This window comes from Massilia sp. CMS3.1 (assembly GCF_051262535.1).
In the GTDB taxonomy this organism is placed as follows: Bacteria; Pseudomonadota; Gammaproteobacteria; order Burkholderiales; family Burkholderiaceae_D; genus Telluria.
In genome coordinates this window covers 253,010-276,331 of record NZ_JBIMES010000004.1, presented here as the reverse complement: position 1 = coordinate 276,331, position 23,322 = coordinate 253,010, and the positions used below count along the sequence as shown (strand labels likewise).

The 23,322-nt window shown below is 64.7% G+C and carries 21 protein-coding genes; 12 read left to right on the top strand and 9 right to left on the bottom strand.

The window, feature by feature from the left end:
• The first annotated feature begins 101 nt into the window (after nt 1–101).
• Complete coding sequence (locus ACHAC9_RS08980; RefSeq protein ID WP_435759251.1) at nt 102–935, top strand: MipA/OmpV family protein; 834 nt, start codon at nt 102–104, stop codon at nt 933–935.
• Between the two features lie 102 nt (nt 936–1,037).
• Nucleotides 1,038–2,420, top strand: a complete 1,383-nt coding sequence (locus ACHAC9_RS08975) for a hypothetical protein (protein WP_435759249.1) — start codon at nt 1,038–1,040, stop codon at nt 2,418–2,420.
• A 72-nt stretch (nt 2,421–2,492) separates the two neighbouring features.
• Here the strand turns inward: ACHAC9_RS08975 and ACHAC9_RS08970 are convergent, their stop codons facing one another.
• The 5 genes from ACHAC9_RS08970 to ACHAC9_RS08950 form a co-directional block, all read right to left on the bottom strand.
• Entirely contained in the window at nt 2,493–3,458 is a 966-nt protein-coding gene (locus tag ACHAC9_RS08970; RefSeq protein ID WP_435759247.1) for an ABC transporter permease, read from the bottom strand.
• A gap of 3 nt (nt 3,459–3,461) precedes the next feature.
• Nucleotides 3,462–4,547, bottom strand: coding sequence for an ABC transporter permease (locus ACHAC9_RS08965; RefSeq protein ID WP_435759470.1), 1,086 nt, complete (start codon nt 4,545–4,547; stop codon nt 3,462–3,464).
• A 5-nt stretch (nt 4,548–4,552) separates the two neighbouring features.
• Nucleotides 4,553–6,082 (bottom strand): ABC transporter ATP-binding protein, encoded by a 1,530-nt coding sequence (locus tag ACHAC9_RS08960; protein ID WP_435759245.1) that lies wholly within the window; start codon nt 6,080–6,082, stop codon nt 4,553–4,555.
• A gap of 92 nt (nt 6,083–6,174) precedes the next feature.
• On the bottom strand, nt 6,175–7,194 hold the full coding sequence (locus ACHAC9_RS08955; protein WP_435759243.1) for a BMP family lipoprotein: 1,020 nt from the start codon (nt 7,192–7,194) through the stop codon (nt 6,175–6,177).
• 389 nt (nt 7,195–7,583) lie between these two features.
• Nucleotides 7,584–8,453 (bottom strand): alpha/beta hydrolase, encoded by an 870-nt coding sequence (locus ACHAC9_RS08950; RefSeq protein WP_435759241.1) that lies wholly within the window; start codon nt 8,451–8,453, stop codon nt 7,584–7,586.
• 166 nt (nt 8,454–8,619) lie between these two features.
• On the opposite strand from ACHAC9_RS08950, the gene ACHAC9_RS08945 reads away from it, so the two are divergent.
• Nucleotides 8,620–8,922, top strand: a complete 303-nt coding sequence (locus ACHAC9_RS08945) for a YciI-like protein (protein WP_435759239.1) — start codon at nt 8,620–8,622, stop codon at nt 8,920–8,922.
• Nucleotides 8,923–9,023: 101 nt separating this feature from the next.
• Here the strand turns inward: ACHAC9_RS08945 and ACHAC9_RS08940 are convergent, their stop codons facing one another.
• Nucleotides 9,024–10,196 (bottom strand): SMP-30/gluconolactonase/LRE family protein, encoded by a 1,173-nt coding sequence (locus ACHAC9_RS08940; protein ID WP_435759238.1) that lies wholly within the window; start codon nt 10,194–10,196, stop codon nt 9,024–9,026.
• A 230-nt stretch (nt 10,197–10,426) separates the two neighbouring features.
• Here ACHAC9_RS08940 and ACHAC9_RS08935 point away from each other — a divergent pair, with 230 nt between their 5' ends.
• Genes ACHAC9_RS08935 through pcp form a run of 3 tightly spaced genes read left to right on the top strand, consistent with a single transcriptional unit; the run spans nt 10,427 to nt 12,719 of the window.
• Nucleotides 10,427–11,119: a DUF969 domain-containing protein gene (locus ACHAC9_RS08935; protein WP_435759236.1), complete on the top strand. Its 693-nt coding sequence runs from the start codon at nt 10,427–10,429 to the stop codon at nt 11,117–11,119.
• The gene (locus tag ACHAC9_RS08930; protein ID WP_435759234.1) at nt 11,116–12,072 is read left to right on the top strand and encodes a DUF979 domain-containing protein; all 957 of its coding nucleotides are present in this window, start codon (nt 11,116–11,118) and stop codon (nt 12,070–12,072) included. Before ACHAC9_RS08935 ends, ACHAC9_RS08930 begins: the two co-directional genes overlap by 4 nt.
• Before the next feature lie 2 nt (nt 12,073–12,074).
• Entirely contained in the window at nt 12,075–12,719 is a 645-nt protein-coding gene (pcp, locus tag ACHAC9_RS08925) for a pyroglutamyl-peptidase I (protein WP_435759232.1), read from the top strand.
• Between the two features lie 3 nt (nt 12,720–12,722).
• Here pcp and ACHAC9_RS08920 read toward each other — a convergent pair whose 3' ends face one another.
• Genes ACHAC9_RS08920 through ACHAC9_RS08910 form a run of 3 tightly spaced genes read right to left on the bottom strand, consistent with a single transcriptional unit; the run spans nt 12,723 to nt 15,674 of the window.
• Nucleotides 12,723–13,637: a LysR family transcriptional regulator gene (locus ACHAC9_RS08920; RefSeq protein WP_435759230.1), complete on the bottom strand. Its 915-nt coding sequence runs from the start codon at nt 13,635–13,637 to the stop codon at nt 12,723–12,725.
• A 10-nt stretch (nt 13,638–13,647) separates the two neighbouring features.
• Nucleotides 13,648–14,565, bottom strand: a complete 918-nt coding sequence (locus tag ACHAC9_RS08915; protein ID WP_435759228.1) for a pseudouridine-5'-phosphate glycosidase — start codon at nt 14,563–14,565, stop codon at nt 13,648–13,650.
• An 11-nt stretch (nt 14,566–14,576) separates the two neighbouring features.
• Nucleotides 14,577–15,674: a carbohydrate kinase gene (locus ACHAC9_RS08910; RefSeq protein ID WP_435759226.1), complete on the bottom strand. Its 1,098-nt coding sequence runs from the start codon at nt 15,672–15,674 to the stop codon at nt 14,577–14,579.
• A 270-nt stretch (nt 15,675–15,944) separates the two neighbouring features.
• On the opposite strand from ACHAC9_RS08910, the gene xapA reads away from it, so the two are divergent.
• The 6 genes from xapA (at nt 15,945) to ACHAC9_RS08880 (ending at nt 23,314) form a co-directional block, all read left to right on the top strand.
• Nucleotides 15,945–16,787 (top strand): xanthosine phosphorylase, encoded by an 843-nt coding sequence (gene xapA, locus ACHAC9_RS08905; RefSeq protein WP_435759224.1) that lies wholly within the window; start codon nt 15,945–15,947, stop codon nt 16,785–16,787.
• A gap of 12 nt (nt 16,788–16,799) precedes the next feature.
• Nucleotides 16,800–17,993: a phosphopentomutase gene (locus ACHAC9_RS08900; RefSeq protein ID WP_435759222.1), complete on the top strand. Its 1,194-nt coding sequence runs from the start codon at nt 16,800–16,802 to the stop codon at nt 17,991–17,993.
• Nucleotides 17,990–18,946, top strand: coding sequence for a deoxyribose-phosphate aldolase (gene deoC, locus ACHAC9_RS08895; RefSeq protein ID WP_435759220.1), 957 nt, complete (start codon nt 17,990–17,992; stop codon nt 18,944–18,946). The genes ACHAC9_RS08900 and deoC overlap by 4 nt, the downstream gene beginning before the upstream one ends.
• An 18-nt stretch (nt 18,947–18,964) precedes the next feature.
• On the top strand, nt 18,965–21,343 hold the full coding sequence (locus tag ACHAC9_RS08890; RefSeq protein WP_435759218.1) for an aldehyde dehydrogenase family protein: 2,379 nt from the start codon (nt 18,965–18,967) through the stop codon (nt 21,341–21,343).
• Between the two features lie 220 nt (nt 21,344–21,563).
• On the top strand, nt 21,564–22,889 hold the full coding sequence (gene deoA / locus ACHAC9_RS08885; protein ID WP_435759216.1) for a thymidine phosphorylase: 1,326 nt from the start codon (nt 21,564–21,566) through the stop codon (nt 22,887–22,889).
• A gap of 20 nt (nt 22,890–22,909) precedes the next feature.
• A complete protein-coding gene (locus ACHAC9_RS08880) occupies nt 22,910–23,314 on the top strand; it encodes a cytidine deaminase (RefSeq protein ID WP_435759214.1) in 405 nt (134 codons plus the stop codon).
• The last annotated feature ends 8 nt before the right edge of the window (nt 23,315–23,322 follow it).

Sequence of the window (23,322 nt, the reverse complement as noted above, 5' to 3'; positions counted from 1 at the left end):
CGCCGGCTCCATTTTTTTCGCGCGTGATGTGCGGCTGGGCTGGGGCGGCAAACGCTAGAATGGCGATTCCGGCGCGCCGCGCCCACCTTTTTGGACACCGCATGAACCGTCACCTCCTTGCCAGCGTCGGCCTGGCCTGCCTGGCCGCGACCGCTGCCCACGCCCAGTCAACTGGCGCACCTGCCCAGCCGCTGTGGGAGCTGGGCCTGGCGGCCGGCGTGGTCAGCACACCCTCGTATCCCGGCGCGGACGACCGCGAGACGCGCGGCCTGGCGCTGCCGACCGTCATCTATCGCGGCAAGGTCTTTCGTGCCGACGGGGGCGGCATCGGTGCACGCGTGTTCAAGAGCGACACTGCCGAACTCGACATCGGCCTGGCGGCCTCGCTGCCGGCGCGTTCAGATGATGTCGCCGCACGGGCCGGCATGCCGGACCTGGGCGGACTGGCCGAATTCGGTCCGCGCCTGAAGCTGCGCCTGGCGCGCTTCGATGCGCAGAGCGGCCTGCGCGCGGACCTGCCCCTGCGCGCGGTGATGGAAGTACGCAGCGGCGTGCGCCACCAGGGCTATACCTTCGAGCCGCGCCTGGTCTACGAACGGCGCAGTGCTGACGGCAAATGGTTGTTCGATGCCCAGGTCGCCGCGGTCGTCGGCGACGGCAAGATCAACCGTTATTTCTACGAAGTGCGGCCCGAGTACGCGAACGCCACACGCGCGGCCTACAGCGCCGATGCCGGCCTGATCCTGGTGCGCGTCGGCGTGTTTGCCGCGCGCGTGATCAATCCGGATCTGCGCGTCTATGGCTTCCTGCGCGCCGAGAACTATGGCGTCGGCAGCAACCGCAGCAGCCCGCTGCACTTGCGCGACAATGGTCTGTCGGCAGGGTTCGGGCTGTCGTGGACGATCAAACGTTCCACCAGGCTGGCCAGCGACTGAGGCGCGGGCGACACGCTTCGAACGAGATCTTGTTCGAGCGCAATCCGCAAGGATTGCCGCAGGGAAGAATGTACTGTTTTCCCTTCCTCTCAAGGAACGAACATGCGCATTCGCACCCTGTATCTCTGCTATTGCCTGTCGGTGGTCGGCCTGCTGCTTGCACTGCCTGCGGCAGCTGCACCCCCCGACCCTTACCTCGACCATAACGGCCACACGCCGCCTCGTGCTGATTACGCCGGGCCGCTGTTCAAGCTCAGCCATGCCTATCCGTCCGGCTTGCCAACACCGGCCATGCCCTGGCGCACCGCGATCGGCAACCTGCCGCTCAGCACCGGGAATGCCGCCGCCTACACCCAGGCGCTGAAGGGCAGCGTCGCGCGCGACATGGTCGCGTTGCTGGCGAATGACGGCGAGTGGGATGCCGGCCGCCGTGGCTGGTACAACGATCCCTGGCTGGGAGCGCAGCGCGAGCCGATCAACGGCATGCTGCTCGGGAACGAGCGCATCGACGACAGCCTGTTTCCGAAGAGCGGCCTGAGCAAGCCGTTTACCACCTATGTCCTGACCTGGTATAACCGCACGGCGGCGCAGACCATCGGCGCCATCTGGCGCGACCCGCATGCGCCGCAGCTGGGCGGCGGGGCGACGCAGTACGCCGAGGGGTCGGTCACGATCAAACTTTCCTTTACGACGGCAGGTCCCGCCGAGTGGCCGGCGATGCGCGGCGCGCTCAGCTGGCCGATGATGATGACGGCGAACGCCACCACCGGCCACTTCAACCGTCCCACGCTGGGGGAGGGCTACCTGATGCAGGTCGACATCGTGGTAAAGGACACGCAATCGGCGCCGCAGACGGGCTGGGTGTTCACGACCCTGGTCTACGATCGCGCAACGCGTCCGGGCAGCCGCGGCGTGTGGGACCAGATGGTGCCGCTGGGGGCGCAATGGGGCAACGACCCGCGCGTCGATAGCGCCGCCAATCCCGGCGCGGCTTTGTTTGAAACCTGGATCAATCCGAACGCGCCGCTGTACGCGACCGAGACGCTGGGCTGGGGAGGGCGCTTGTCGGGACCGAACGACCATGGCGTGAACGACATCTCCATCGTGACCGGGGGGCGGCGCAGCCTGGTGCGGCGCGCCGCCAATTCGTCGTGCCTGAGCTGTCATGGCGCCTCGCAGTGGAATGCTGCCAATCCGGGGAAGGGCATGGCCTCGTTCCTGATGCCCTTGGCGCCGCCCGAGCCGGGCGGCGCAGCGAACGCCGGCGCCCCCTACCTGAATTCGCCCGCACCGGGTTCGAGCGCCTGGCTACGCTGGTTCCAGAACCGGCTTGGTGACGTACCGATGGATGCCGGCAGCGTCGCCGGCGACTATGACCTGGCGCTGACCTTCCGCGTGTTGCCGGCCTGGCATGAAGCGAAGAGCGGCAAGAAGCATGCGCTGCGCAAACTCGATGCCGGTGGCCAGGTGCTGCCGCGTGAATGACGCGAACGCATGCACTGCCGCGACAAAAAAGGGCGACCCACAGGCCGCCCTCGATTCAGTACGTTACGCCGATCAGCGCGACTTGACGAACGGTTTGCCCACCGCCTTCGGCGCCACCGACTTGGCCATCAAACCGGCCAGCACGATCACCGTCACGACATACGGAATCATCTGGATCAGCGAACCCGGGATGCGGCCCACGACCGGCAGGTCGACGCCTTCGATCTGGATCTGCACGGCTGAGAAGAAGCCGAACATCAGGCAGCCGAGCACGGTCTGCAGCGGGCGCCAGTTGCCGAACACGAGGGCAGTCAGCGCGAGGTAGCCGGCGCCCGCCGACATGTCGCGCAAGAAGAAGCCGCTCTGGACGATCGACAGGTAGGCGCCCGAGAACGAGCACAGCACGCCGGCGACCAGCATCGCCATGTAGCGCGTCTTCTCGACCGAAACGCCGGCCGCGTCGGCCGCGTGCGGATTCTCGCCGCAGGCGCGCAGGCGCAGGCCGAAGCGGCTGTGGTAGACCACCCAGTGCACGACCGGCAGCAGGGCAAAAGCGAGATACACCAGCGGCGAATGCCCGCCGATCACGTTCCCGTAGAACCAGCCGATGAACGGAATATCGGCCAGCGCCGCGGTGCCCGGCAGGACCACGTCCGACAGGCGCGCGGTCCCGAGGTCCGGCGTGCGGCCGCCCTGCTGGAAGATGTACTGGGCGACGACGAAGGTCAGGCCGCTCATGGCGATGTTGATCGCGATGCCGGCGACCAGCTGGTTGCCCTTCTGGGTGATCGAAACGAAAGCCTGCACCATGGCGAGCGCCACCGAGACGGCGATACCGGCGGCGATGCCGGCCCACGGGTTTTGCGTCGTGTAGCCGACGGCGGCCGAGACGAAGGCCGAGGCGAGGATCTTGCCCTCGAGGCCGATGTCGACCACGCCGCTTCGTTCGGCGAACAGGCCGGCCAACGCTGCGAACATCAGCACCGGCGCGTTGCGGATCGTCGAGACGACGATACTGGCGATATGGAAGTCTTCCATGGCTTAACCCTTACGTGTTGCGTTGATCAGTTTCAGGACTGCCGGAGCGTAGAAATTCTCCATCGCGCCGCAGAACAGGATGATCAGGCCCTGGATGAAGACGAAGGTCTCGACCGGGATGTTCGGTTTTTCCAGCGACAGGTCGAAGCCGCCCTGGATCAGCGCGCCGAACAGCACCGACGACAGGAAAATACCGACCGGATGCTGGCGCCCCATCAGGGCAATGGCGATACCGACGAAGCCGGCGCCGGCGGGGAAGTTCAGGCTCAGGTAATGGGTCGAGCCCATCACCGAGTTCACCGCTGCCAGGCCGGCCAGCGCGCCCGAGATCAGCATCGCGACGATGATCATGCGGCTGATGCGCACGCCCGCGTAATGGGCGGCGTGCTGGTTCAAACCGGTGGCGCGCAGTTGATAACCCCAGCTCGAACGCGAGACCATCACGCCATAAATGACGAGGGCGAGAATCGCGATCGGAAAGCCGATGTTCAGCGGCGTGTCGCCGAAGAACGGGAACCAGGTATTGAGCGTCGGCAGGGCGGCGCCATCGGCGAACACGCGGCTCGCCGGGTTTTGTTCGCCAGCGGGAATCAGGTATTTCACGATGATGAAGTTCATCAGGCTGGCGGCGATGAAGTTGAACATGATGGTCGTGACCACCACGTGGCTGCCGCGTTTCGCCTGCAGGTAGCCCGGCAGGAAAGCCCAGAGGGCGCCGAACAGCGCGCTCCCCAGCATCGCCAGCGGGATCAGGAGCCAGGGCGAGAGCGTGGCATCAAAACTCAGCACGGCCAGCGTCAGACCGAGGCCGCCGAAATACATCTGGCCTTCGGCGCCGATGTTGAACAGGCCCGCCTTCATGGCGACCGACACGGCCAGGCCCGTGAAGATGAAGGTGCTGGCGTAGAACAGGGTATACGCCAGGCCTTCCGGATTGATGACGGCCGAATCGATCAGGATCTTCATCGATTCGACCGGGCTTTCGCCCAGCAGGTGGATGACGAGCGCGGCGACGAGCAGCGCCGACAGCAAATTCAACAGCGGCAGGACGATGCCCGTGGCCCAGCGTGGCAGTTCGGTGGTTTTCATCTGTTTCATGACTTGTGCATCCCGCCCATCAACAGGCCGATGCGGGTGGTGTCGAATTCGTCGATATTCAGTTCGCCCGTGATGCGCCCGCCCGACATGACGACGATGCGGTCGGCGAGGGCCCGGACTTCTTCCAGTTCGACCGACACCAGCAGGATCGCCACGCCTTCATCGCGCAGGCGCAGCAACTGGGTGTGGATCGATTCGATGGTGCCGATGTCGACGCCGCGCGTCGGCTGGCCGACCAGCAGCAGTTTCGGCTGCGCCGAGACTTCGCGCGCGATCACGACCTTTTGCTGGTTGCCGCCCGAGAGCAGGCCAATGCGCAGGTCCGGATTATTCGGACGCACGTCGAAGGCCTGCAGCAGGTGCGCGCAGCGCTTGGCGATGGCGTCGAAGTCGAACAGGCCCCAGCGATTTTTTACGCGCTCCTGGTAGCCGAACACGGTGTTTTGCATCACCGAGAAATCCTTGATCACGCCGTCGCGCAGGCGGTCTTCCGGCACGTGGCCGATGCCCAGGTTGCGGAAGGTGGCCGGCAAACCGTCGGCATTCGTGCGCCGCCCAAAGGGCAGGGGCTTGCCTTCGAGTGCGACCTGGCCTGCCGTCGGCAGGCGCATGCCCGCCAGGATTTCCATCAGTTCGCTCTGGCCGTTGCCCGAGACGCCGGCAATGGCGACGATTTCGCCGGCACGCACGTTCAGGTCGATGTCGGCCAGCAGCCCGACGCCGTTCGCGTCTTTCAGCTGCAGCTTCGCCACTTGTAATACCGGCGCGCCCGGATTGAAGGGTTTGCGCGGCAGGTTGCCCTCGATCGGACGGCCCACCATCATGTTGGCCAGTTGCTCCTTCGAGGTCTCCACGGTCGTCACGGCGCCCGACACGCGGCCGGCGCGCAGCACCGTCACCTGGTCGGTGATGTCCATGATCTCCTGCAGCTTGTGGGTGATCAGGATGATGGTCTTGCCCTGCTCCTTGAACAGACGCAGGATCTCGAACAGCGAAGCCGTTTCCTGGGCGGTCAGGACAGCGGTGGGCTCGTCCAGAATCAAAATGTTGGCGCTGCGGTAGATCTGCTTGAGAATCTCGACGCGCTGCTGGGCGCCGACCGACAGGTCGTGGATGGTCGCGAGCGGATCGACGTCGAGGCGGTAGCGGGTGCAGATCTCGCGCAACTTCGCTTCGACTTCGGGGCGCTTGCCGGCGAGCTTGAAGCCGCCTTCGGCACCGAGCATCACGTTGTCGAGCACGGTCATGTTCTCGACCAGCATGAAGTGCTGGTGCACCATGCCGATGCCGAGACCGATGGCTTCCTGGCTGTTGCGGATCGAACGCGCCTGGCCGTCGATCAGGAGTTGGCCACTGTCGGCGTGGTAATAGCCATACAGGATGCTCATCAAGGTGGACTTGCCGGCGCCATTTTCCCCGATGACGCCATGGATGGAACCCTTGGCGATCGTGAAGCTGACGTCAGCGTTCGCTTGCACCGGCCCGAAGGCCTTGCTGATGTTGCGAAATTCTACGGCTGGCTGCATAGCGATGAGTATTAATAAAGTGAATGCATTCATTTAAAAGCGCGCCGGACCGGAAACCCGGTGCGGCGCGCTCTCATGTGGAACTAAAAATTTTAAACCGGGCAGCTGCTGCCTGCGCGGTAGTCGATGACCTTGATCTTGCCGTTGATGATATCGGCCTTCACGCCATTGACGCGCTTTTCGATCTCGGGCGAGACGACCTTGCGGTTGTCCTTGTCCAGCACCCAGTCGACGCCGCCTTCCTTCAGGCCCTTGTGGGTGACGCCGGCCTTCCAGGTGTTGTTCTTGACTTGCATGAACGAGTCGTACACCGCCAGGTCGACGCGCTTGACCATCGAGGTCAGCATCGAACCCGGGTGCAGGTAGTTCTGGTTCGAATCGACGCCGATCGCCAGCTTGCCTTTTTCCTTGGCCATCTGCAGTGCGCCCATGCCCGAGCCGCCGGCAACGGCGAACACGACGTCGGCGCCGCGGTCGAATTGCTGGCGTGCCAGCTCGCCGCCCTTGGCCGGGTCGTTCCAGGCGGCGCTGGTGGTGCCGACCATGTTCGACATGATCTCGACCTTCGGCAGCTGGGCCTTGGCGCCCTGGCTATAGCCGCAGGCGAAGGCGCGGATCAGCGGGATGTCCATGCCGCCGACGAAACCGATTTTCTTGGACTTCGAGGCCATGGCGGCGGCAACGCCGACCAGGTAGGAACCTTCCTGTTCCTTGAACATGATCGAGTTCACGTTCGCGCCGGGCGCGATCGAATCGATCAGGACGAATTTGACTTTCGGGAATTCCTTGGCAACCTTGGCCACGGCCTGGGTCTGCGAGAAGCCGATCGCGGCGATCATGTCGAGTTTTTTACGCGCGAGGCCGCGCATCACCTGCTCGGCTTGCGTGTCGCTATTCGCCTGGACTTCGATGTACGGGATGTTGGTCTCTTTCTTGAAGCGCTCGGCGCCTTCGAAAGCGGACTGGTTGAACGACTTGTCGAACTTGCCGCCCGCATCGTAGACGATGCCCAGCTTCAGTGCGCCCGCAGGGGCGCCTGCCGGCGAGGCCGCGAATGCGCTGCCGGCGACGAACAAAGCCGCGATCGTCATGCTGAGTTGCTTGAATTTCATGAATGAGCTCCTGGAATTTCGATATTGTACCCGCCGCAACGGCTGCGTTGGGAGGACCAACTTAGAGGCAAGGCTCGGCACGCCATCGCAGGTGGGTGCGGGCGCGGCGACGATGCCGTGCGGATTGTGTCAGGCCCGGACGTTTCATGTCGTTACGATTTGTATCGCCCCGCCTTTCCCAAAACGCTGCAGGCGCGAATTGTCGCGTCATCGCAACAGCAAATGGGGGAAAAGGGCTGCCATGCACTGCGGGGCGCGGGTAGCAACATCCTGCGCAGCTCAAGCTGCCAAATATGCATCAGCCTGCCAATGCAAGGCAAATACGATTTTACTTGGCAATTTATTCGCTGAAAATATAAATGCCTGTCACTTTCGGCATTTTTCTTCCTTCAAGCCACAATTTGGATGAGCTCAGGCGGGGGCAGGGGCTGGCTGAAGCGTTGCGCGAGGAAGCCGGCGATGCGGCTCTGCGTCGCTTCCAGGTAGGGGATGTTCATGTGGTCCGACCCCGGCACGACATCGTCGAGGATCAGGTTGGCCAGCTTGTTGCACAGCTGGTCGGTATGCGAGTGCGGCACGATGTCATCTACCTCCGCGCGCAGCACATAGGTCGGCACCTTCAGCGCCGGTGCATGCTTGATCGACTCGAAGCGGTGACGCAGCATGTACTCGATCGGCATCGCACGGAATTTTTTCTTGGCGATCGCCAGAATCGAATCGTAAGGCGTGATCAGGATCACCGAATGGGCGGCGCGCTCCTTGGCGACCTGCACCGCCACGCCGGAGCCAAGGCTGCGCCCGATGACGGCGATGCGGCGCGCGTCGACCTGGCCGAGGGCGGCAAGCCAGTCGAACAGCGTGCAGCCATCTTCGACAAGGAGGGTTTCGTCGGGAATGCCATGCGAATTGCCGTAGCCGCGGTAGTTCAGCGCCAGCACCGTCATGTTCGGGAACAAGGTGCCGGCATCGCGCACGACCCAGGAGACTTCTTCCGAGCGGCCGCCAAAATACAGCACGGCCGGACGCGGGCCAAGCGTGCGCGGCGTCATCAGCCAGCCGCACAGGCGGGTACCGTCGCGCGCGCGCAGCACGATCGGACGGGTTCGGTGAGCGCTGCTGCGCGGGCTGTTGACTTCAGGGGTGATGGTCGGATTGAACACGAGCCGGCGCTGGTTCGCGGCAACCGCGGCCGTGAGGCCCAGCCACAACACGCCGGCGAATCCCGCCATCCCCGCCGCCATTTTTTTCGATGTGTTCATGAGCACAGTCTACCTCGTCGATATCGAAAGTTCCGTGCGGCGCGAAAAAATGCATTGCAGCATGAACGTTTGTCGATAAGTAAGTCTGCTTTTCGCTACAGAACAGGGCGCGGCATCGGGTAACATGGATGGACTCTATTGCCAGTCCAACAATAAAGGAATTCCTGTGCATTTCCTGCTTACCTATGAGCTCGCGCCCGATTACTTGGAGCGCCGCGCCGAATTTCGCAATGCTCACCTGAAGCTGGCCTGGGAAGCCCAGGAGCGCGGAGAACTTGTGCTTGCCGGTGCGCTCGACGATCCCGCCGACCGCGCCTTGCTGGTGTTCAGCTGCGATTCGGCGCAGACGCCCCAGATGTTTGCCGCTACCGATCCGTATGTCACCAACGGCCTGGTGCGCGCTTTTCACGTGCGCCGCTGGAACACGGTGGTGGGCGCTCTCGCCGCAACGCCGGTCCGTCCTGACTAGAAGCGCCAAACAAATTCTCCCATGGCTGCGTTGCATCGTCTCGCCGTACTGGCGTACTGTCTTCGACGATGCGCCTTGCCCTGGGAGCTTTGTTAGACGCTCTAACGCGGACTCGGCACCAGCTTTAGCACCAGATTCTGCGAAGTGACCGCCAGCGCGCCCGCGCCGAACACCGTGATGCCGCGCGGCGCATTCAGCCCGCCCGGCAGGGGACCGAGCACGTTGTTCTGGGTGCCCGGCACGCCGATGACGGTGCTGACCGCATTCGAGATGTTGATGCGCCGGATCGTGCCGTTGCCGGTGTCGGCCACGAACAGGCTGCCGGCACCATCGAGTGCCAGTCCCGCCGGGCGGCACAGGCGCGCGTTGCCTTCCACGCCGTCGGCACTGCCGCATTGTCCCGGCGCGCCGGCGATCGTGCGCACTTCGCCTGCGGGGGAGATTTCGCGGATGGTCGAATTGGCCGTATCGGCGACGTACAGGTAGCCGGCGGAGTCGACCTCGATGTCCTGCGGCTCGCAAAAGCGCGCCGCGCCGCCGCGCCCGTCGTTGCTGCCGCAGGAACCGGCCACGCCGGCGATCGTGGTGACCACGTTCGCGCGGTCGATGCGGCGAATCGTGTGGTTCAGGGTATCGGCCACGTACAGGGTGCCCTGGCGGTCCATCGCAATGCCTTGCGGCGAACAAAAGCGTGCCGTGCGGGCGTCGCCGTCAAGGCTGCCGCACTGGCCCGCCGCGCCGGCGAGTGTGGTGACCGCGCCGGCCGCGCTGATCCTGCGGATCGTCGAGTTGCCGGTGTCCGTCACGTACAGGTTGCCGTCGGCATCGGCCTCGAGCCGGGTCGGCGCATTGAAGCGTGCACCGGTCCCGGCGCCGTCCGCGCTGCCAGTCGCGCCCACGCTGCCGGCGAATGTGACGGCGACGCCCTGTGGCGAGACCTTGCGGATCGTGGCGCTGTTCTTCTCGGTCAGATACAGGTTGCCATCGGGGGCGGTGACGATGCCTTCGGGAGCGTCGAAACGGGCGTTCGATCCGGAACCGTCGAGGGAGCCGCCGCAGGTGGGGCACAGGCCGCCGGCGATCAGGAAGATACCGGTTTCGCTGGCTGGGGGAGGCGGATTGTCCGGCTTGTGCGGGCGGTCGTGATCGTGGTCCGAAAAGCCGAAGCCGACCGAGACGCCACCGCCGCAGGCGGCCAGCGTGGCGCACAGGACGAGCGGGCCGATTCGTCGGGCGACGTGGTGCAAAGCATCCAGCAATTCAGGCAGGCGCATGGTATCTCTTTATGGATGGCAGGCTTCCTGCCCTTCGTGCCCCGAGATTAATGGTCGGTCGTGCATCACGTATGAGCCTGATCAAGCGTGCGCGGGTGCGCAAGCCGATGCGGGTGGACTGCGGCAGCGGCGCCACAAAATGCCCATCTTTCGAAGGCGCGTCGTCGCAGGACGGCTCGTCCACGCAAACTTGCTTCGGTTACACTCGCTCAGCTAAAAAGGAGAGTGCATTGCAAACCGCTGTCAACCTGTGGCCGCTGCTGGGCGTGGCCGTCATCGCTGCCGGCTTCCTGCTGCGGGCGAATCCCGTGCTGGTGGTCGTGGCCGCCTGCGGCGTCACCGGTGCCGCCGCCGCCATGCCGGTCATGGCGGTGCTCGAGTCGCTCGGCACCGCCTTCCTGAAAACGCGCAACCTGCCGCTGGTGCTGCTGCTGCCATTGGCGGCGATCGGCTTGCTCGAGCGCTTCGGCCTGAAAGAACACGCGATGACGAGCATCGCGAAGATCCGCTCGGCGACTTCCGGGCGCCTCCTTATCGTCTACCTGTTCCTGCGCGAGACCTCGGCCGCCGCAGGTCTTACCAGCCTGGGCGGGCAAGCATCGATGGTGCGTCCGCTGGTTGCGCCCCTGGCCGAAGGCGCGGCCGAGGCGCGCAACGGCACACTGTCCGACGCCCTGCGTTACCGCATCCGCGCGATGGCCGCGGCAACCGACAACGTCGGCCTGTTTTTTGGCGAAGACATCTTTGTCGCTTTCGGGGCGATTGTCCTGATGCAGACCATCCTGCGCGCCGAAGGCATCGAAGTCGATCCGCTGCACATGGCGCTGTGGGGCATACCGACGGCGGTATGCGCCTTCGTGATCCATAGCTGGAACCTGCGCCGGCTCGACGTCGCGATCCGGCGCGAAGGGGAGGGCAAGTGATCTTTTCGCTCGATTTGCTGTACCTGCTGGTCGGCCTGCTGCTGGCATTCGTTGCACTATTGACGGCGCTGGATCGCGCCCATCCACGGCGCTTCACGAGCGCCCTGTTCTGGGGACTGTACGCGGCCGTCTATTTAGTGGGCGACTTCATGGCGCCGGCCCTGGCCGGGGCCGTCATGATCGCGATGGCCTTGCTGGCCGGCTGCGGTCTCGTCAAACCCGGCAAGCACGGCACGCTGGAGGGGGGCGAACGCAGTGCCAGCGCTGCGCGTCTGGGCCATCGCCTGTTCCTGCCGGCGATGGTGATTCCATTGGTGACGGTGCTGGGCGCGACGTTGCTGAAAGACGTCCACATCGGCCAGTTCGCGCTGTTCGACAAGGCCCACCTGACGCTGGCCAGCCTCGGCCTGGGTGCGCTGCTGGCGCTGGGCGCTGCCTGCTGGCTGACGCGCGCCAGTCCCGTGCAGGGCCTGCGCGAGGCGCGGCGCCTGATCGATGCAATGAGCTGGGCGGTGACGCTGCCGCACATGCTGGCGGTGCTGGGCCTGTTGTTCGCCGAGGCCGGCGTCGGCAAGGCGGTGGCCCAGGTGACGACTGCCTGGTTCGCGGTCGATTCACGCTTTGCGGCGGTGGCACTGTATTGCATCGGCATGGCCCTGTTTACTATCATCATGGGCAATGGCTTCGCGGCCTTCCCGGTGATTGCGGGCGGCATCGGCGTACCCGTGCTGGTTGGACAATACGATGCGAATCCTGCTGTCATGGCTGCCATCGGAATGTTCAGTGCGTATTGCGGCACATTAATGACGCCGATGGCGGCGAACTTTAATATCGTCCCGGCAGCCTTGCTGGAGTTGCCTGATAAAAACGCGGTGATCAAGGCGCAAATCCCGACGGCGCTGCCTTTGCTGGCGGCGAACATCTTCCTCCTCTACTTCCTGATGAATCGATAGCCATGAAAAAAACTGTGCTGCTGACGGGTTTTGAGCCGTTCAACGGAGCGACGATCAACCCGGCCTGGGAGGCGGTGCGTTCGTTCAAGGGGTGGGTGGGCGAGGACTACATCGTCGAGATCCTGCAACTGCCCTGCGTGTTCGGTTTGGCCAACCGGGTGCTGTGCGGCGCGGTCGACGAAATCAAGCCCGACATCGTACTGTGTGTCGGCCAGGCAGGCGGGCGGGCCGACCTGAGCGTCGAGCGCGTCGCGATCAATGTCGACGATGCGCCGATGTTTGACAACGACGGCCAGCAGCCGATCGATGCGCCCATCGCCCTTGATGGGCCGGCGGCCTATTTCGCGACGCTGCCCGTGAAGGCGATCGTCGGCGCGCTGCGCGAACGCGATGTAAGGGCCTCGGTGTCGCAGACGGCGGGGACCTTCGTGTGCAATCACGTGATGTATGGGTTGCTGCATCACCTGCAGGGACGCGCTGTGATCGGTGGTTTCGTGCACGTGCCGTATCTGCCGGAGCAGGCGGCGGCGTTCGACGGAGCGCCGTCGATGCCGCTGGCGCGGATCGTCGAGGGATTGAAGGTGGCGATGGACGTGGCGGTGTGGGGTGGTGATCGCCAGGTTGAGGTAACCGGCGCTACCCACTGACCGCTACGTTGCGCCGGCATCTCCGTCGGGCTTCAGGATTTTGAGGAAGGCCCTGACCACCGGCGCATCGTCCTGGCTGGTATACGTGATGTACAAATTCGCCGACGGCGCATTCTCCCGGATCGGCACGAATACCACGCCCGGCCAGCCAATCCGGCTGGTCGTCTCCGGCATCAAGGCCACCCCCAGGCCCGCACCGACCATCGCCAGCAAGGTCTGCGGCTCGGCCGCTTCCTGGAAGATGGTCGGCTGGAAGCCGGCGTTGATGCAGCACTGGACCATGTAGCGCGGCTCGGCCGACTGGCTCAGGTGCAGGGTCAGCATCGGCTCGCTGGCGATCTCGAACAGGTCGATCGCATCGCGCCCGGCGAGGGCGTGACCCTTGTGCACGGCCACGCACACGTTTTCGCGGAAGCACAGCTCCTGGTGCAGGTGCGCTCCCTTCAGTGCTTCCTCTTCCAGGCGCGGCTCGCGCCAGAAACCGACGTCGATCTGTTTCGAACGCAGCGCCTCGAGCTGCTCGTCGGGACCGAGTTCGTGAATCGTCCAGGTCACCTTCGGGAAGGTGCTCTGGAAGCGTTCCAGCAGACTTGGAATCGGCCCCCACATCGCCGAGCCGACGATCCCGACGCGCAGGCGGCCGACTTCGCCGCGGTCGATCTGGCGGATGGTGTCGATCGTCATGCGCATCCGGCCCAGCAGGTCGGACGCTTCCGCCATCAGCGCCTTGCCGGCGACCGTCAGTTCGAAGCTGCGCGTGGTGCGCGCAAACAGGCGCACGCCAAGCTCGGCTTCGAGCTTCATGATCTGCTGGGAGAGCGGCGGCTGCGAGATGTGCAGGCGCTCGGCGGCGCGGCTGAAGCTTTTTTCCTCGGCCACGGCGAGGAAGTATTTCAGCTGTTTCAGGTCGATCGACATGGTGGAGGATTTACGCCGCGTGTACGTTCAGTGCCACGGCCAGGCGCGCGCCGACCAGGGCGTTGTGCTCGACCAGGGCGATGTTCGTCGCCAGGCTGCGCCCTTCGGTCAGCTCCTTGATGCGCGCCAGCAGGAAGGGGGTGACCTTCTTGCCGGTCACGCCTTGCTGGCTCGCTTCATGTAAGGCCTGATCGGTGATGCGGTCGATTTCTTCCTTCGGCATCGCACATTGTGGCGGCACCGGATTGCTGACGACGACGCCGCCGTTCAAACCCAGTTGCCACTTGGTGCGGATGAAGTTGGCCTGCTGCTCGGGGCTGTCGAGCTGGAAGTCGGCCGTAAAACCGCTCTCGCGCGTGAAAAAGGCCGGGAAGCCGGGCTGGCCGACACTGACCACCGGCACGCCATGCGTTTCCAGGTATTCGAGCGTGAGGCCGATGTCGAGGATCGATTTCACGCCGGCGCAGACCACCGCGACGTTGGTATTGGCCAGCTCCTGCAGGTCGGCCGAGATGTCGAAGCTGGTCTCCGCGCCGCGGTGCACGCCGCCGATGCCGCCGGTGACGAACACTTCGATGCCTGCCAGCTGCGCGCAAATCATGGTTGCCGCCACCGTGGTCGCGCCCAGCAGGCGCTGCGACAGCACATAGGCCAGGTCGCGCCGGCTGACCTTGATGGCGTCCGGTGCGGTGCCGAGCACCTCCAACTGCTCGTCGGACAGGCCGATGCAGATCTTGCCGTCCATGATGGCGATCGTGGCCGGCACGGCGCCCGCATCGCGGATGATCTGCTCGACCTTGCGTGCGGTTTCTACGTTCTGCGGATACGGCATGCCGTGCGAGATGATGGTCGACTCGAGCGCGACGACAGGCAGGCCGGCGTTGCGGGCGGCGGCGATTTCGGGGGAGAGCAGCAGGAAAGAGTGCATGGTAAGTCCAGTTAAGCTTGAATGAGGGCGCCAAAGGACTCGGGCGCCAATTGCGGGCAGACGGTATCAACGCAGGCCACCGTCAACGCCGCCAGTTGCAGGCCGCGGCGGCAGGCCAGCGCGAGCTCGGAGCCGCCCTGCAGCGACAGGCAGACGGCGGCGGAAAAAGCGTCGCCGGCGCCGGTCACGTCGACCACCTCGGCAGGCGGCGCCTCCAGGCGTTCGATGCCGCCGCCCGGGCTGGTGAACAGCAGGCCGCGTGCACCGAGCGTGACGATGACATCCTGCGCGCCCTGCGCCTGCAGTTCGGCACAGGCGGCGCCCAGTTCTTCTTCGCTGTGTAGAACGCGTTTCATGCGCGCAGCCAGCTCGCCTTCGTTCAGGATCAAGAGGCGCACGCCTTGTAAAGACGCCGGCAGCCGCTCCATCTTCGGTTCCGACACCGCGACGATGACGAGGTCGACGCCGTCGCGCGCCGCGTCCTGCTGCAGCGTTTGAATCGCCTCGATGCCCAGGTTCAGGTCGGCCACGATCAGCGAGCTTGTTGCGCGCTGCTGCTGGCGCAGGCCGAGGAAGGCCGGGTTGATGCGGTCGTAGAGTGCCATGTCGGCCAGGGCCACGACCATCTGGCCATCCTTGTCCAGTACTGCGGTGTAGGTGCCGCTGCCGGCATCGTCGAGTTTCAAGGCGCCGCGCGTGTCGATGCCGAGTTCTTCAGCATGGTCAAGCAGGGCGCGTCCCGAGGAGTCAGTGCCGACTGCCGTGATCAGGGCGACCGTCGCGCCGAGGCGCGCCAGGTTCTCGGCAATGTTGCGCGCCACGCCGCCGAAGGATTCAATGGCGCTGGCCGGGTTCGAGGTGCCCATCGCCAGCGTGCCCGAGGCGCGCAGCTTGCGGTCCAGGTTGGCCGCGCCGATGCACAGGATCGGCCGGTTGTCGGGCAAGACGTAGGCGCGTCCGAGCAGGCGCCGTTCTCGTACCAGGCTGGCGATATAGCCGGCCACCGCCGAGCGCGACAGCTTGAGTTCGGCGGCGATCTCCTGCTGCGCGATGAAAGGATTCGCACGGATCAGCGCGTACAACTGTTCTTTTTTGGAGAGTTCTGTCACGGTCGAGGCACTATTCAACAAATGTTTGCCAATGCTAGACAAATGTTTGAATCGAGTCAACCGCATTATTTGCTGATGCAGACTCAATGCACGCCGATTTATTCGCGTCTCATATAAATGGGCAAGAGAAATGGTATTTGCCATACATATCCCGATAATGCATAGTTCTCATAATCGTTAGCTTTGCGCGCCCCTCCGCGGCGCCGGGCCGCTCCTGCGCCAGCCCGCACGACTGCCTCCCACTTTTCAGATTCACGACAAGGAAACCTCATGTCCAGCAATACTCCATTCGAAGCCGCCGAGATCATTCGCGCCCGCAAACCAGGGTTCGCGCCGCGTGTGGCGATGATCCTCGGTTCCGGCCTCGGCGTGCTCGCCGAACAGATGCTGGACGCGGTCTCGATCAGCTATTCGGAACTGCCGGGCTTCCCGATCAGTACCGTGCACGGCCACGCCGGCGAACTGGTGCTGGGCACCCTGGCCGGCGTGCCGGTCGTCTGCATGAAGGGCCGCGGCCACTTCTACGAAGGCTATGGCGCCAACGTCATGACCTCGGCCGTACGCACCTTCAAACTGCTCGGCTGCGAGATGCTCTTGGTGACGAATGCCGCCGGCTCGCTGCGCGCCGAAGTCGATGCCGGCAGTGTCGTCGTCCTGACGGACCACATCAACATGCTGCCGGGCAGCCCGATGGCCGGCCCGAACGACGACCGTTTCGGCCCGCGTTTCTTCAGCTTGGCCAACGCCTACGATAGCGAACTGCGCGAGCTGGTGAAAGCGACCGCCGTCGAGAAGAACATCACCATCGCCGAAGGCGTCTACCTGGCCGCACCTGGCCCGAACTTCGAGACCGCCGCCGAAATCCGCGCCTTCCGCACGCTCGGCGCCGACGTCGTCGGCATGTCGGTGGTGCCGGAAGTGATCTCGGCGCGCCACTGCGGCCTGAAAGTGGTCGGCATCTCGGCGATCACGAACCTGGCCGAAGGCCTGTCGCCGTTCGCGCTGTCGCACGAGCAGACCCTGAAGTACGCGGCGATTGCCGCCAAGGACCTGGTCACCCTGATCCATTCGTTCACCGAGCGCCTGGGTGCCATCCCACGCGCTGCTCAATAATCGAGGACTGCCATGTCACGCGCATTCATTCTCCTGCTTGACTCCTTCGGCCTGGGCGCGCTGCCCGACGCCGACCAATACGGCGACACGGGCGCCAATACCTTTGGCCACATCGCCGAGTGGGCCGCGAAAGAGGGCAAGCCGATGTCGCTGCCGAACCTGGAGCGCCTGGGTCTGGCTGCCGCCGCGCACAAGGCGAGCGGCGAATGGGCCGCCGGTTTTGAAAAGCGCGACGGTTTTACCGGCGCCTGGGGCGCCGCGCGCGAGCAGTCGACCGGCAAGGACACGCAGAGCGGCCACTGGGAAATCGCCGGCGTGCCGGTGCTGTTCGACTGGGGTTACTTTCCAAAGACGGTACCGTCGTTCCCGCAAGAGCTGACGGATAAACTGCAAGAGCTGACCGGCGTTCCCGGCTGGCTCGGCAACTGCCACGCCTCGGGCACCACGATCATCGACGACCTCGGCGACGAGCACGTCGCCAGCGGTAAACCAATCCTGTACACCTCGGCCGACTCGGTGCTGCAGATCGCCGCGCACGAAGAGCATTTTGGTCTCGATCGCCTGTTCGAGGTCTGCGAAGCGGCCTATGAACTGGTCAAGCCGTACAATATCGGCCGCGTGATCGCGCGTCCTTTCCTGGGCGCGAACGGCAAGTACAAGCGCACCAGTAATCGCCACGACTACGCCGTGCCGCCGACCGCGCCGACGCTGCTCGACCATGTCGCCAACGAAGGCGGCGAAGTCATCGCCCTCGGCAAAATCAGCGACATCTTCGCGGCGCAAGGCGTCACCCGCCTGATCAAGGGCGTCGACAACATGGCGCTGTTCGACCGCCTGCTGGAAGTGGCCGATGAAGCGCCCACCAAGTCGCTGTCGTTCGTGAATTTCGTCGACTTCGACATGCACTTCGGCCACCGCCGCGACGTCGCCGGTTATTCGAACGCGCTGCACGAGCTGGATGCGCGTCTGCCGGAGTTCATCGCTAAACTGAAGGATGGCGACCTGGTCGTCATCACCGCCGACCACGGCTGCGATCCGACCGCGCCGGGCTCGGACCACACGCGCGAACACATCCCGATGATCTTCTTCGGCCCGAACGTCGCGCCGCAGGAACTGCCGATCGCGCCTACCTTCTCCGACATCGGCGCCACGCTGGCAAAACACCTCGGCGTCAAACCTCTTTCCAACGGAACCGCACTGCTATGACCCAGAACCTGGACTTCAAACGTAATACCGCCGTCGGCCTCGACCTCGGCTGGGTAAACAGTATCAAGGTCAACCGCAATGCGGCCGACCGCCGCGCCGCCAGCCTGGCCAATCGCCGTACGGTGAAGAAGGAATACCAGGCCGCCTGGCTGATCCGCGCCGTGCAGTGCATGGACCTGACCACCCTCGGCGGTGACGATACGCCTGGCCGCGTCGAGCGCCTGTGCATGAAGGCGATGCGCCCGCTGCGCGCCGACCTGATGCAGGCCCTGGGCCTCGAATCCCTGACCACCGGCGCCGTCTGCGTCTATCACGAGATGATCGGGCCGGCCGTCAAGGTGCTGCAAGGCCGCTTGCCGATCGCCGCCGTGTCGACCGCATTCCCGGCCGGCCTGTCGAGCCTGGAAACCAAGATCCGCGAAATCGAGTTGAGTGTCGCCGCCGGCGCGACCGAGATCGACATCGTCATCACGCGTCAGCATGTGTTGACCGGTAACTGGCAGGCGCTGTACGACGAAATGCTGGCTTACCGCCAGGCTTGCGGCGAGGCCCACGTGAAAGCCATTCTCGCCACCGGCGACCTGGTCACGCTGGACAACGTGGCCAAGGCTTCGTGGGTCTGCATGATGGCCGGCGCCGACTTCATCAAGACCTCGACCGGCAAGGAAGGCGTCAACGCCACCATCCCGGTGTCGCTGGTGATGACCCGCGCGATCCGCGAATACTACGAGCAGACCGGCTTCCAGGTCGGCTACAAGCCGGCCGGCGGCGTGTCCACGGCTAAATCCGCGCTCCAGTACCTGACCGTCATGAAGGAAGAGCTGGGCAACGACTGGCTGCAGCCGCACCTGTTCCGCATCGGCGCATCCAGCCTGATGACCGACATCGAGCGCCAGCTCGAGCACTACGTGACCGGCGCCTATTCGGCCGCACATCGCCACGCGCAACCTTAAATACCGAACGGATTCGTCATGCCAACAATTAACGAGATTTTGCAAACTATGGATTACGGCCCCGCACCTGAAAGCACCAAAGAAGCACAGGCGTGGCTGGACCAGCATGGACGCCGCTTCGGCCTCTTTATCGACAACGCGTGGAGCGAAGGCCTTGACACCTTCGCCACCAACAACCCGGCCGACGGCGTCGAGCTGGCACAGGTAACGCAGGCGAGCTCGCAGGACGTCGACCGCGCCGTGCAAGCCGCGCGCCGCGCGCAGCCGGGCTGGGTCGCGATGGGCGGCCACGGCCGCGCCAAGATCATGTACGCGATCGCACGCCTGCTGCAAAAGCACGCACGCCTGTTTGCAGTGCTCGAGACGCTCGACAACGGCAAGACCATCCGCGAAACGCGCGATGCGGATTTGCCCCTGTCCGCACGCCACTTCTACCACCACGCCGGCTGGGCCCAATTGCAGTCGGAAGAATTCGTCGACTACCGCGCCGTCGGCGTCGTCGGCCAGATCGTCCCCTGGAACTTCCCGGTCCTGATGCTGGCCTGGAAAATCGCACCGGCCATGGCCGCCGGTAACACCATCGTCTTCAAGCCGGCCGAGTACACGTCCCTGACCGCGCTGCTGTTTGCCGAGATCTGCCAGCAGGCCGGCGTGCCTGCCGGCGTCGTCAACGTCGTCACCGGCGACGGCCGCGTGGGCGAAGCGATCGTGAACCACCCTGGCATCGACAAGATCGCCTTTACCGGTTCGACCGAAGTCGGCCGCATCATCAGGAAGAGCACCGCCGGCAGCGGCAAGAAGCTCTCCCTGGAGTTGGGCGGCAAATCGCCCTTCATCGTCTTCGACGACGCCGACCTCGACGCGGCCGTCGAAGGCCTGGTCGACTCGATCTGGTTCAACCAGGGGCAAGTCTGCTGCGCCGGTTCGCGCCTCCTGGTGCAGGAATCGGTCTACGACCGCTTCATCGCCAAGATCAAGACCCGCATGCAAAACCTGCGCGTGGGCTCGCCGCTGGACAAATCGAACGACATCGGCGCTTTGGTCGATCCGGTGCAGCAGCAGCGCATCCACGGCCTGGTCGAAGCCGCCCGTGCCGAGGGTTGCGAAATCTGGCAGCCGGCTTGCGAAGCGCCTGTTGCCGGCTCGTGGTACCTGCCGACCCTGATCACCGGCGCCTCGACCTCGGCCGCCGTGTCGCAGACCGAGATTTTTGGTCCGGTGCTGGTCGCCATGAGCTTCCGCACCCCGGGTGAAGCGGTTCAACTCGCGAACAACACCGTGTACGGCCTGGCCGCTTGCGTGTGGTCGGAATCGATCAGCCTCGCCCTGGACGTCGCGCCGCAGATCAAGGCCGGCGTCGTGTGGATCAACACCGCCAACCAGTTCGACGCAGCCTGCGGCTTCGGCGGCTACAAGGAATCGGGCTTCGGCCGCGAAGGCGGCAAAGAGGGCATGTACGAGTACCTGACGCCGCTGTCGGAGGATGCGCGTCCAAGTGCGCCGATCGTCGCCGAAAAAGTTAAAGCGCGTCAGGCCGAGGGCGGCAACCCGTTCGCGGTCGACCGCACCGCCAAGCTGTACATCGGCGGCAAGCAGGCTCGCCCTGACGGCGCCTACAGCCGCGCGATCAATGGCGCGAACGGCGATTTCCTGGCCGATGTCGGAGAAGGCAACCGCAAGGACATCCGCAACGCCGTCGAAGCCGCGCACAAGGCCGCCGGCTGGTCGAAAGCCACCGCGCACAACCGCGCGCAAGTGCTGTACTACATCGCCGAAAACCTGGCCATCCGCGCCGAGGAATTTGCAGCCCGCCTTGGCGCCATGACCGGCGTGCGCGACCCGCAGCGCGAAGTGGCCGCCTCGATCGAACGCCTGTTCTACTGGGCCGCATGGGCCGACAAGTACGACGGCCAGGCCCACCAGCCGCCAATGCACGGCATCACCGTCGCGCTGAACGAGCCGGTCGGCGTGATCGGCGTGATCTGCCCGAACGAGAACCCGCTGCTGGGCTTCATCTCGCTCGTCGCGCCTGCGCTGGCGCTCGGCAACCGCGTCGTCGCCGTGCCGTCGGAAGCGCATCCGCTGGCTGCGACCGACCTGTATCAGGTGCTGGACACCTCCGACCTGCCGGGCGGCGCGCTCAACATCGTCACCGGTTCGGCCGACGAGCTGGCACGCACGCTGGCCACGCACGGCGACGTCGATGCGCTGTGGCGTCATGACGGTTCGCTCGAGGGCTGCGCCGAAGTCGAGCGCCTGTCATCGGAAACGCTCAAGCGCACCTGGGTCGGCGGCGGCAAGGGCCGTGACTGGTTCGATGCCAAGCAGGCCTGCGGCCGTGTCGTGCTGCAGCACGCAAGCCAGGTCAAGAACGTCTGGATCCCCTACGGCGTGTAGTGGAACCTCGGTAAACCTACTGCGCGTCGGATTGTCTGCCTGCGATGCTCGCTGTACGCCTGTACAGCTCCGCTTCTCGGCAAACACTCCTTCCGCTCTCTACGGTTTCTCGAGATCCTGTTGCGTTCGTATGTGAAAACGGTCACGTCAAAAACTGTGACGGTAGGGTGAACGGGTATCCCGTTCACCCTGCGTCGTTTTATTTTTCAAGAGAGCTTTCATGTTCCTCCCCCAAGAAATCATCCGCAAAAAGCGCGACGGCGGCACGCTCAGCGCCGAAGAAATCCAGTTCTTCGTACGCGGCATCCCTGACAATTCCGTCACCGAGGGCCAGATCGCAGCCCTCGCCATGGCCGTCTATTTCAACGACATGACCATGGATGAACGCGTCGCCTTCACGCTGGCGATGCGCGATTCCGGCCAGGTCCTGGAATGGAAATCGATGAACCTGCCAGGCCCGGTGGTCGACAAGCACTCGACCGGCGGCGTCGGCGACGTCGTCTCGCTGATGCTCGGACCGATGATCGCCGCCTGCGGCGGTTTCGTGCCGATGATCTCGGGCCGGGGTCTTGGCCACACCGGCGGCACGCTCGACAAGTTTGACTCGATCCCCGGCTACAGCACCGTCCCCGATCCCGAGCTGTTTCGCAAAGTCGTCAAAGAGGTCGGCGTGGCCATCATCGGCCAGACCGCCCAACTGGCGCCGGCCGACAAGCGCTTCTACAGCATCCGCGACACCACCGCGACCGTCGAATCGGTGGCGATGATCACCGGCTCGATCCTCTCCAAAAAACTCTCCGCCGGCCTCGACGCGCTGGTGATGGACGTGAAAGTCGGCAGCGGCGCCTTCATGCCAAGCTACGATAAATCGGTCGAACTGGCCGAGAGCATCGTCAGCGTCGGTAACGGCGCCGGCACCCGCACCTCGGCCATCCTGACCGGCATGGACGAGTCGCTCTGCCACGCCGCCGGCAACGCAGTGGAGGTGCGCGTCGCGATCGACTACCTGACCGGTAAAGCGCGCCCGGCACGCCTGCACGAAGTGACGATGGCGCTGTGCGCCGAGATGCTCGTCATCTCGGGCCTGGCTGCCGACGACGCCGCAGCACGCGCCAGGCTGCAGGCTGCCCTCGATTCGGGCGAGGCGGCAGAACGCTTCGCACGCATGGTCGCGGCCCTCGGCGGCCCGGCTGACCTGATGGACAAGCCGGACGCCTATCTCGAAACCGCACCCGTCATCGTGCCGGTGCCAAGCCTGCAGGCCGGTTACGCGACGAGCGTCGACACCCGTGGCCTGGGTCTGGCCGTGGTCGCACTGGGTGGTGGCCGCGTGCGTCCGCAAGACACGATCGACTTCGCCGTCGGTCTGACTGGCCTGGTCGAACTGGGCGACGAGATCGCCGTCGGCGAGCCGCTGGCGACCGTCCACGCGCGCACCCAGGAAGCTGCCGAGCAGGCCGTGCGCCAGGTGCAGGCCGCCTACCAGATCGGTCTTGAGAAAGCCGCCGCTGCACCAATGATCCATCGCACCATCCGTCCCGCATAAGCAAACGCGAAGGAACAAACATGAGCTACGAAAAACTGATCGACGAAGCACGCGCCGCGCGCGAACTGGCCTACACGCCGTACTCGAAATTCCAGGTCGGCGCCGCCCTCGAATGCAAGGACGGCCGCATCTTCCGCGGCTGTAACATCGAGAACGCCTCCTATGGCCTGTGCAACTGCGCCGAGCGTACCGCCTTCTTCAGCGCGATTGCCCACGGCTACAAGCCAGGCGATTTCAAGGCCCTGGCCGTGATCGGCCAGACCGACGACCCGATCGCCCCGTGCGGCGCCTGCCGCCAGGTCATCCTCGAACTTGGCGGCAACGAGCTGCCGGTCGTGCTGACCAACCTGAAGGGCGACATCTTCGAGACGACCGCCGCGGGCCAGCTGCCGAACGCATTTGGTGGGCGGGATCTGAACAAGTAATTGCTGTA

What these genes read in the sequence shown, in the direction of transcription:
- ACHAC9_RS08980 (WP_435759251.1), top strand. Translation starts at nt 102, where the DNA reads ATGAACCGTCACCTCCTTGCCAGCGTCGGCCTGGCCTGCCTGGCCGCG.
- ACHAC9_RS08975 (WP_435759249.1), top strand. Translation starts at nt 1,038, where the DNA reads ATGCGCATTCGCACCCTGTATCTCTGCTATTGCCTGTCGGTGGTCGGC.
- ACHAC9_RS08970 (WP_435759247.1), bottom strand. Translation starts at nt 3,458, where the DNA reads ATGGAAGACTTCCATATCGCCAGTATCGTCGTCTCGACGATCCGCAAC.
- ACHAC9_RS08965 (WP_435759470.1), bottom strand. Translation starts at nt 4,547, where the DNA reads ATGAAAACCACCGAACTGCCACGCTGGGCCACGGGCATCGTCCTGCCG.
- ACHAC9_RS08960 (WP_435759245.1), bottom strand. Translation starts at nt 6,082, where the DNA reads ATGCAGCCAGCCGTAGAATTTCGCAACATCAGCAAGGCCTTCGGGCCG.
- ACHAC9_RS08955 (WP_435759243.1), bottom strand. Translation starts at nt 7,194, where the DNA reads ATGAAATTCAAGCAACTCAGCATGACGATCGCGGCTTTGTTCGTCGCC.
- ACHAC9_RS08950 (WP_435759241.1), bottom strand. Translation starts at nt 8,453, where the DNA reads ATGAACACATCGAAAAAAATGGCGGCGGGGATGGCGGGATTCGCCGGC.
- ACHAC9_RS08940 (WP_435759238.1), bottom strand. Translation starts at nt 10,196, where the DNA reads ATGCGCCTGCCTGAATTGCTGGATGCTTTGCACCACGTCGCCCGACGA.
- pcp (WP_435759232.1), top strand. Translation starts at nt 12,075, where the DNA reads ATGAAAAAAACTGTGCTGCTGACGGGTTTTGAGCCGTTCAACGGAGCG.
- ACHAC9_RS08920 (WP_435759230.1), bottom strand. Translation starts at nt 13,637, where the DNA reads ATGTCGATCGACCTGAAACAGCTGAAATACTTCCTCGCCGTGGCCGAG.
- ACHAC9_RS08915 (WP_435759228.1), bottom strand. Translation starts at nt 14,565, where the DNA reads ATGCACTCTTTCCTGCTGCTCTCCCCCGAAATCGCCGCCGCCCGCAAC.
- xapA (WP_435759224.1), top strand. Translation starts at nt 15,945, where the DNA reads ATGTCCAGCAATACTCCATTCGAAGCCGCCGAGATCATTCGCGCCCGC.
- ACHAC9_RS08900 (WP_435759222.1), top strand. Translation starts at nt 16,800, where the DNA reads ATGTCACGCGCATTCATTCTCCTGCTTGACTCCTTCGGCCTGGGCGCG.
- deoC (WP_435759220.1), top strand. Translation starts at nt 17,990, where the DNA reads ATGACCCAGAACCTGGACTTCAAACGTAATACCGCCGTCGGCCTCGAC.
- ACHAC9_RS08890 (WP_435759218.1), top strand. Translation starts at nt 18,965, where the DNA reads ATGCCAACAATTAACGAGATTTTGCAAACTATGGATTACGGCCCCGCA.
- deoA (WP_435759216.1), top strand. Translation starts at nt 21,564, where the DNA reads ATGTTCCTCCCCCAAGAAATCATCCGCAAAAAGCGCGACGGCGGCACG.
- ACHAC9_RS08880 (WP_435759214.1), top strand. Translation starts at nt 22,910, where the DNA reads ATGAGCTACGAAAAACTGATCGACGAAGCACGCGCCGCGCGCGAACTG.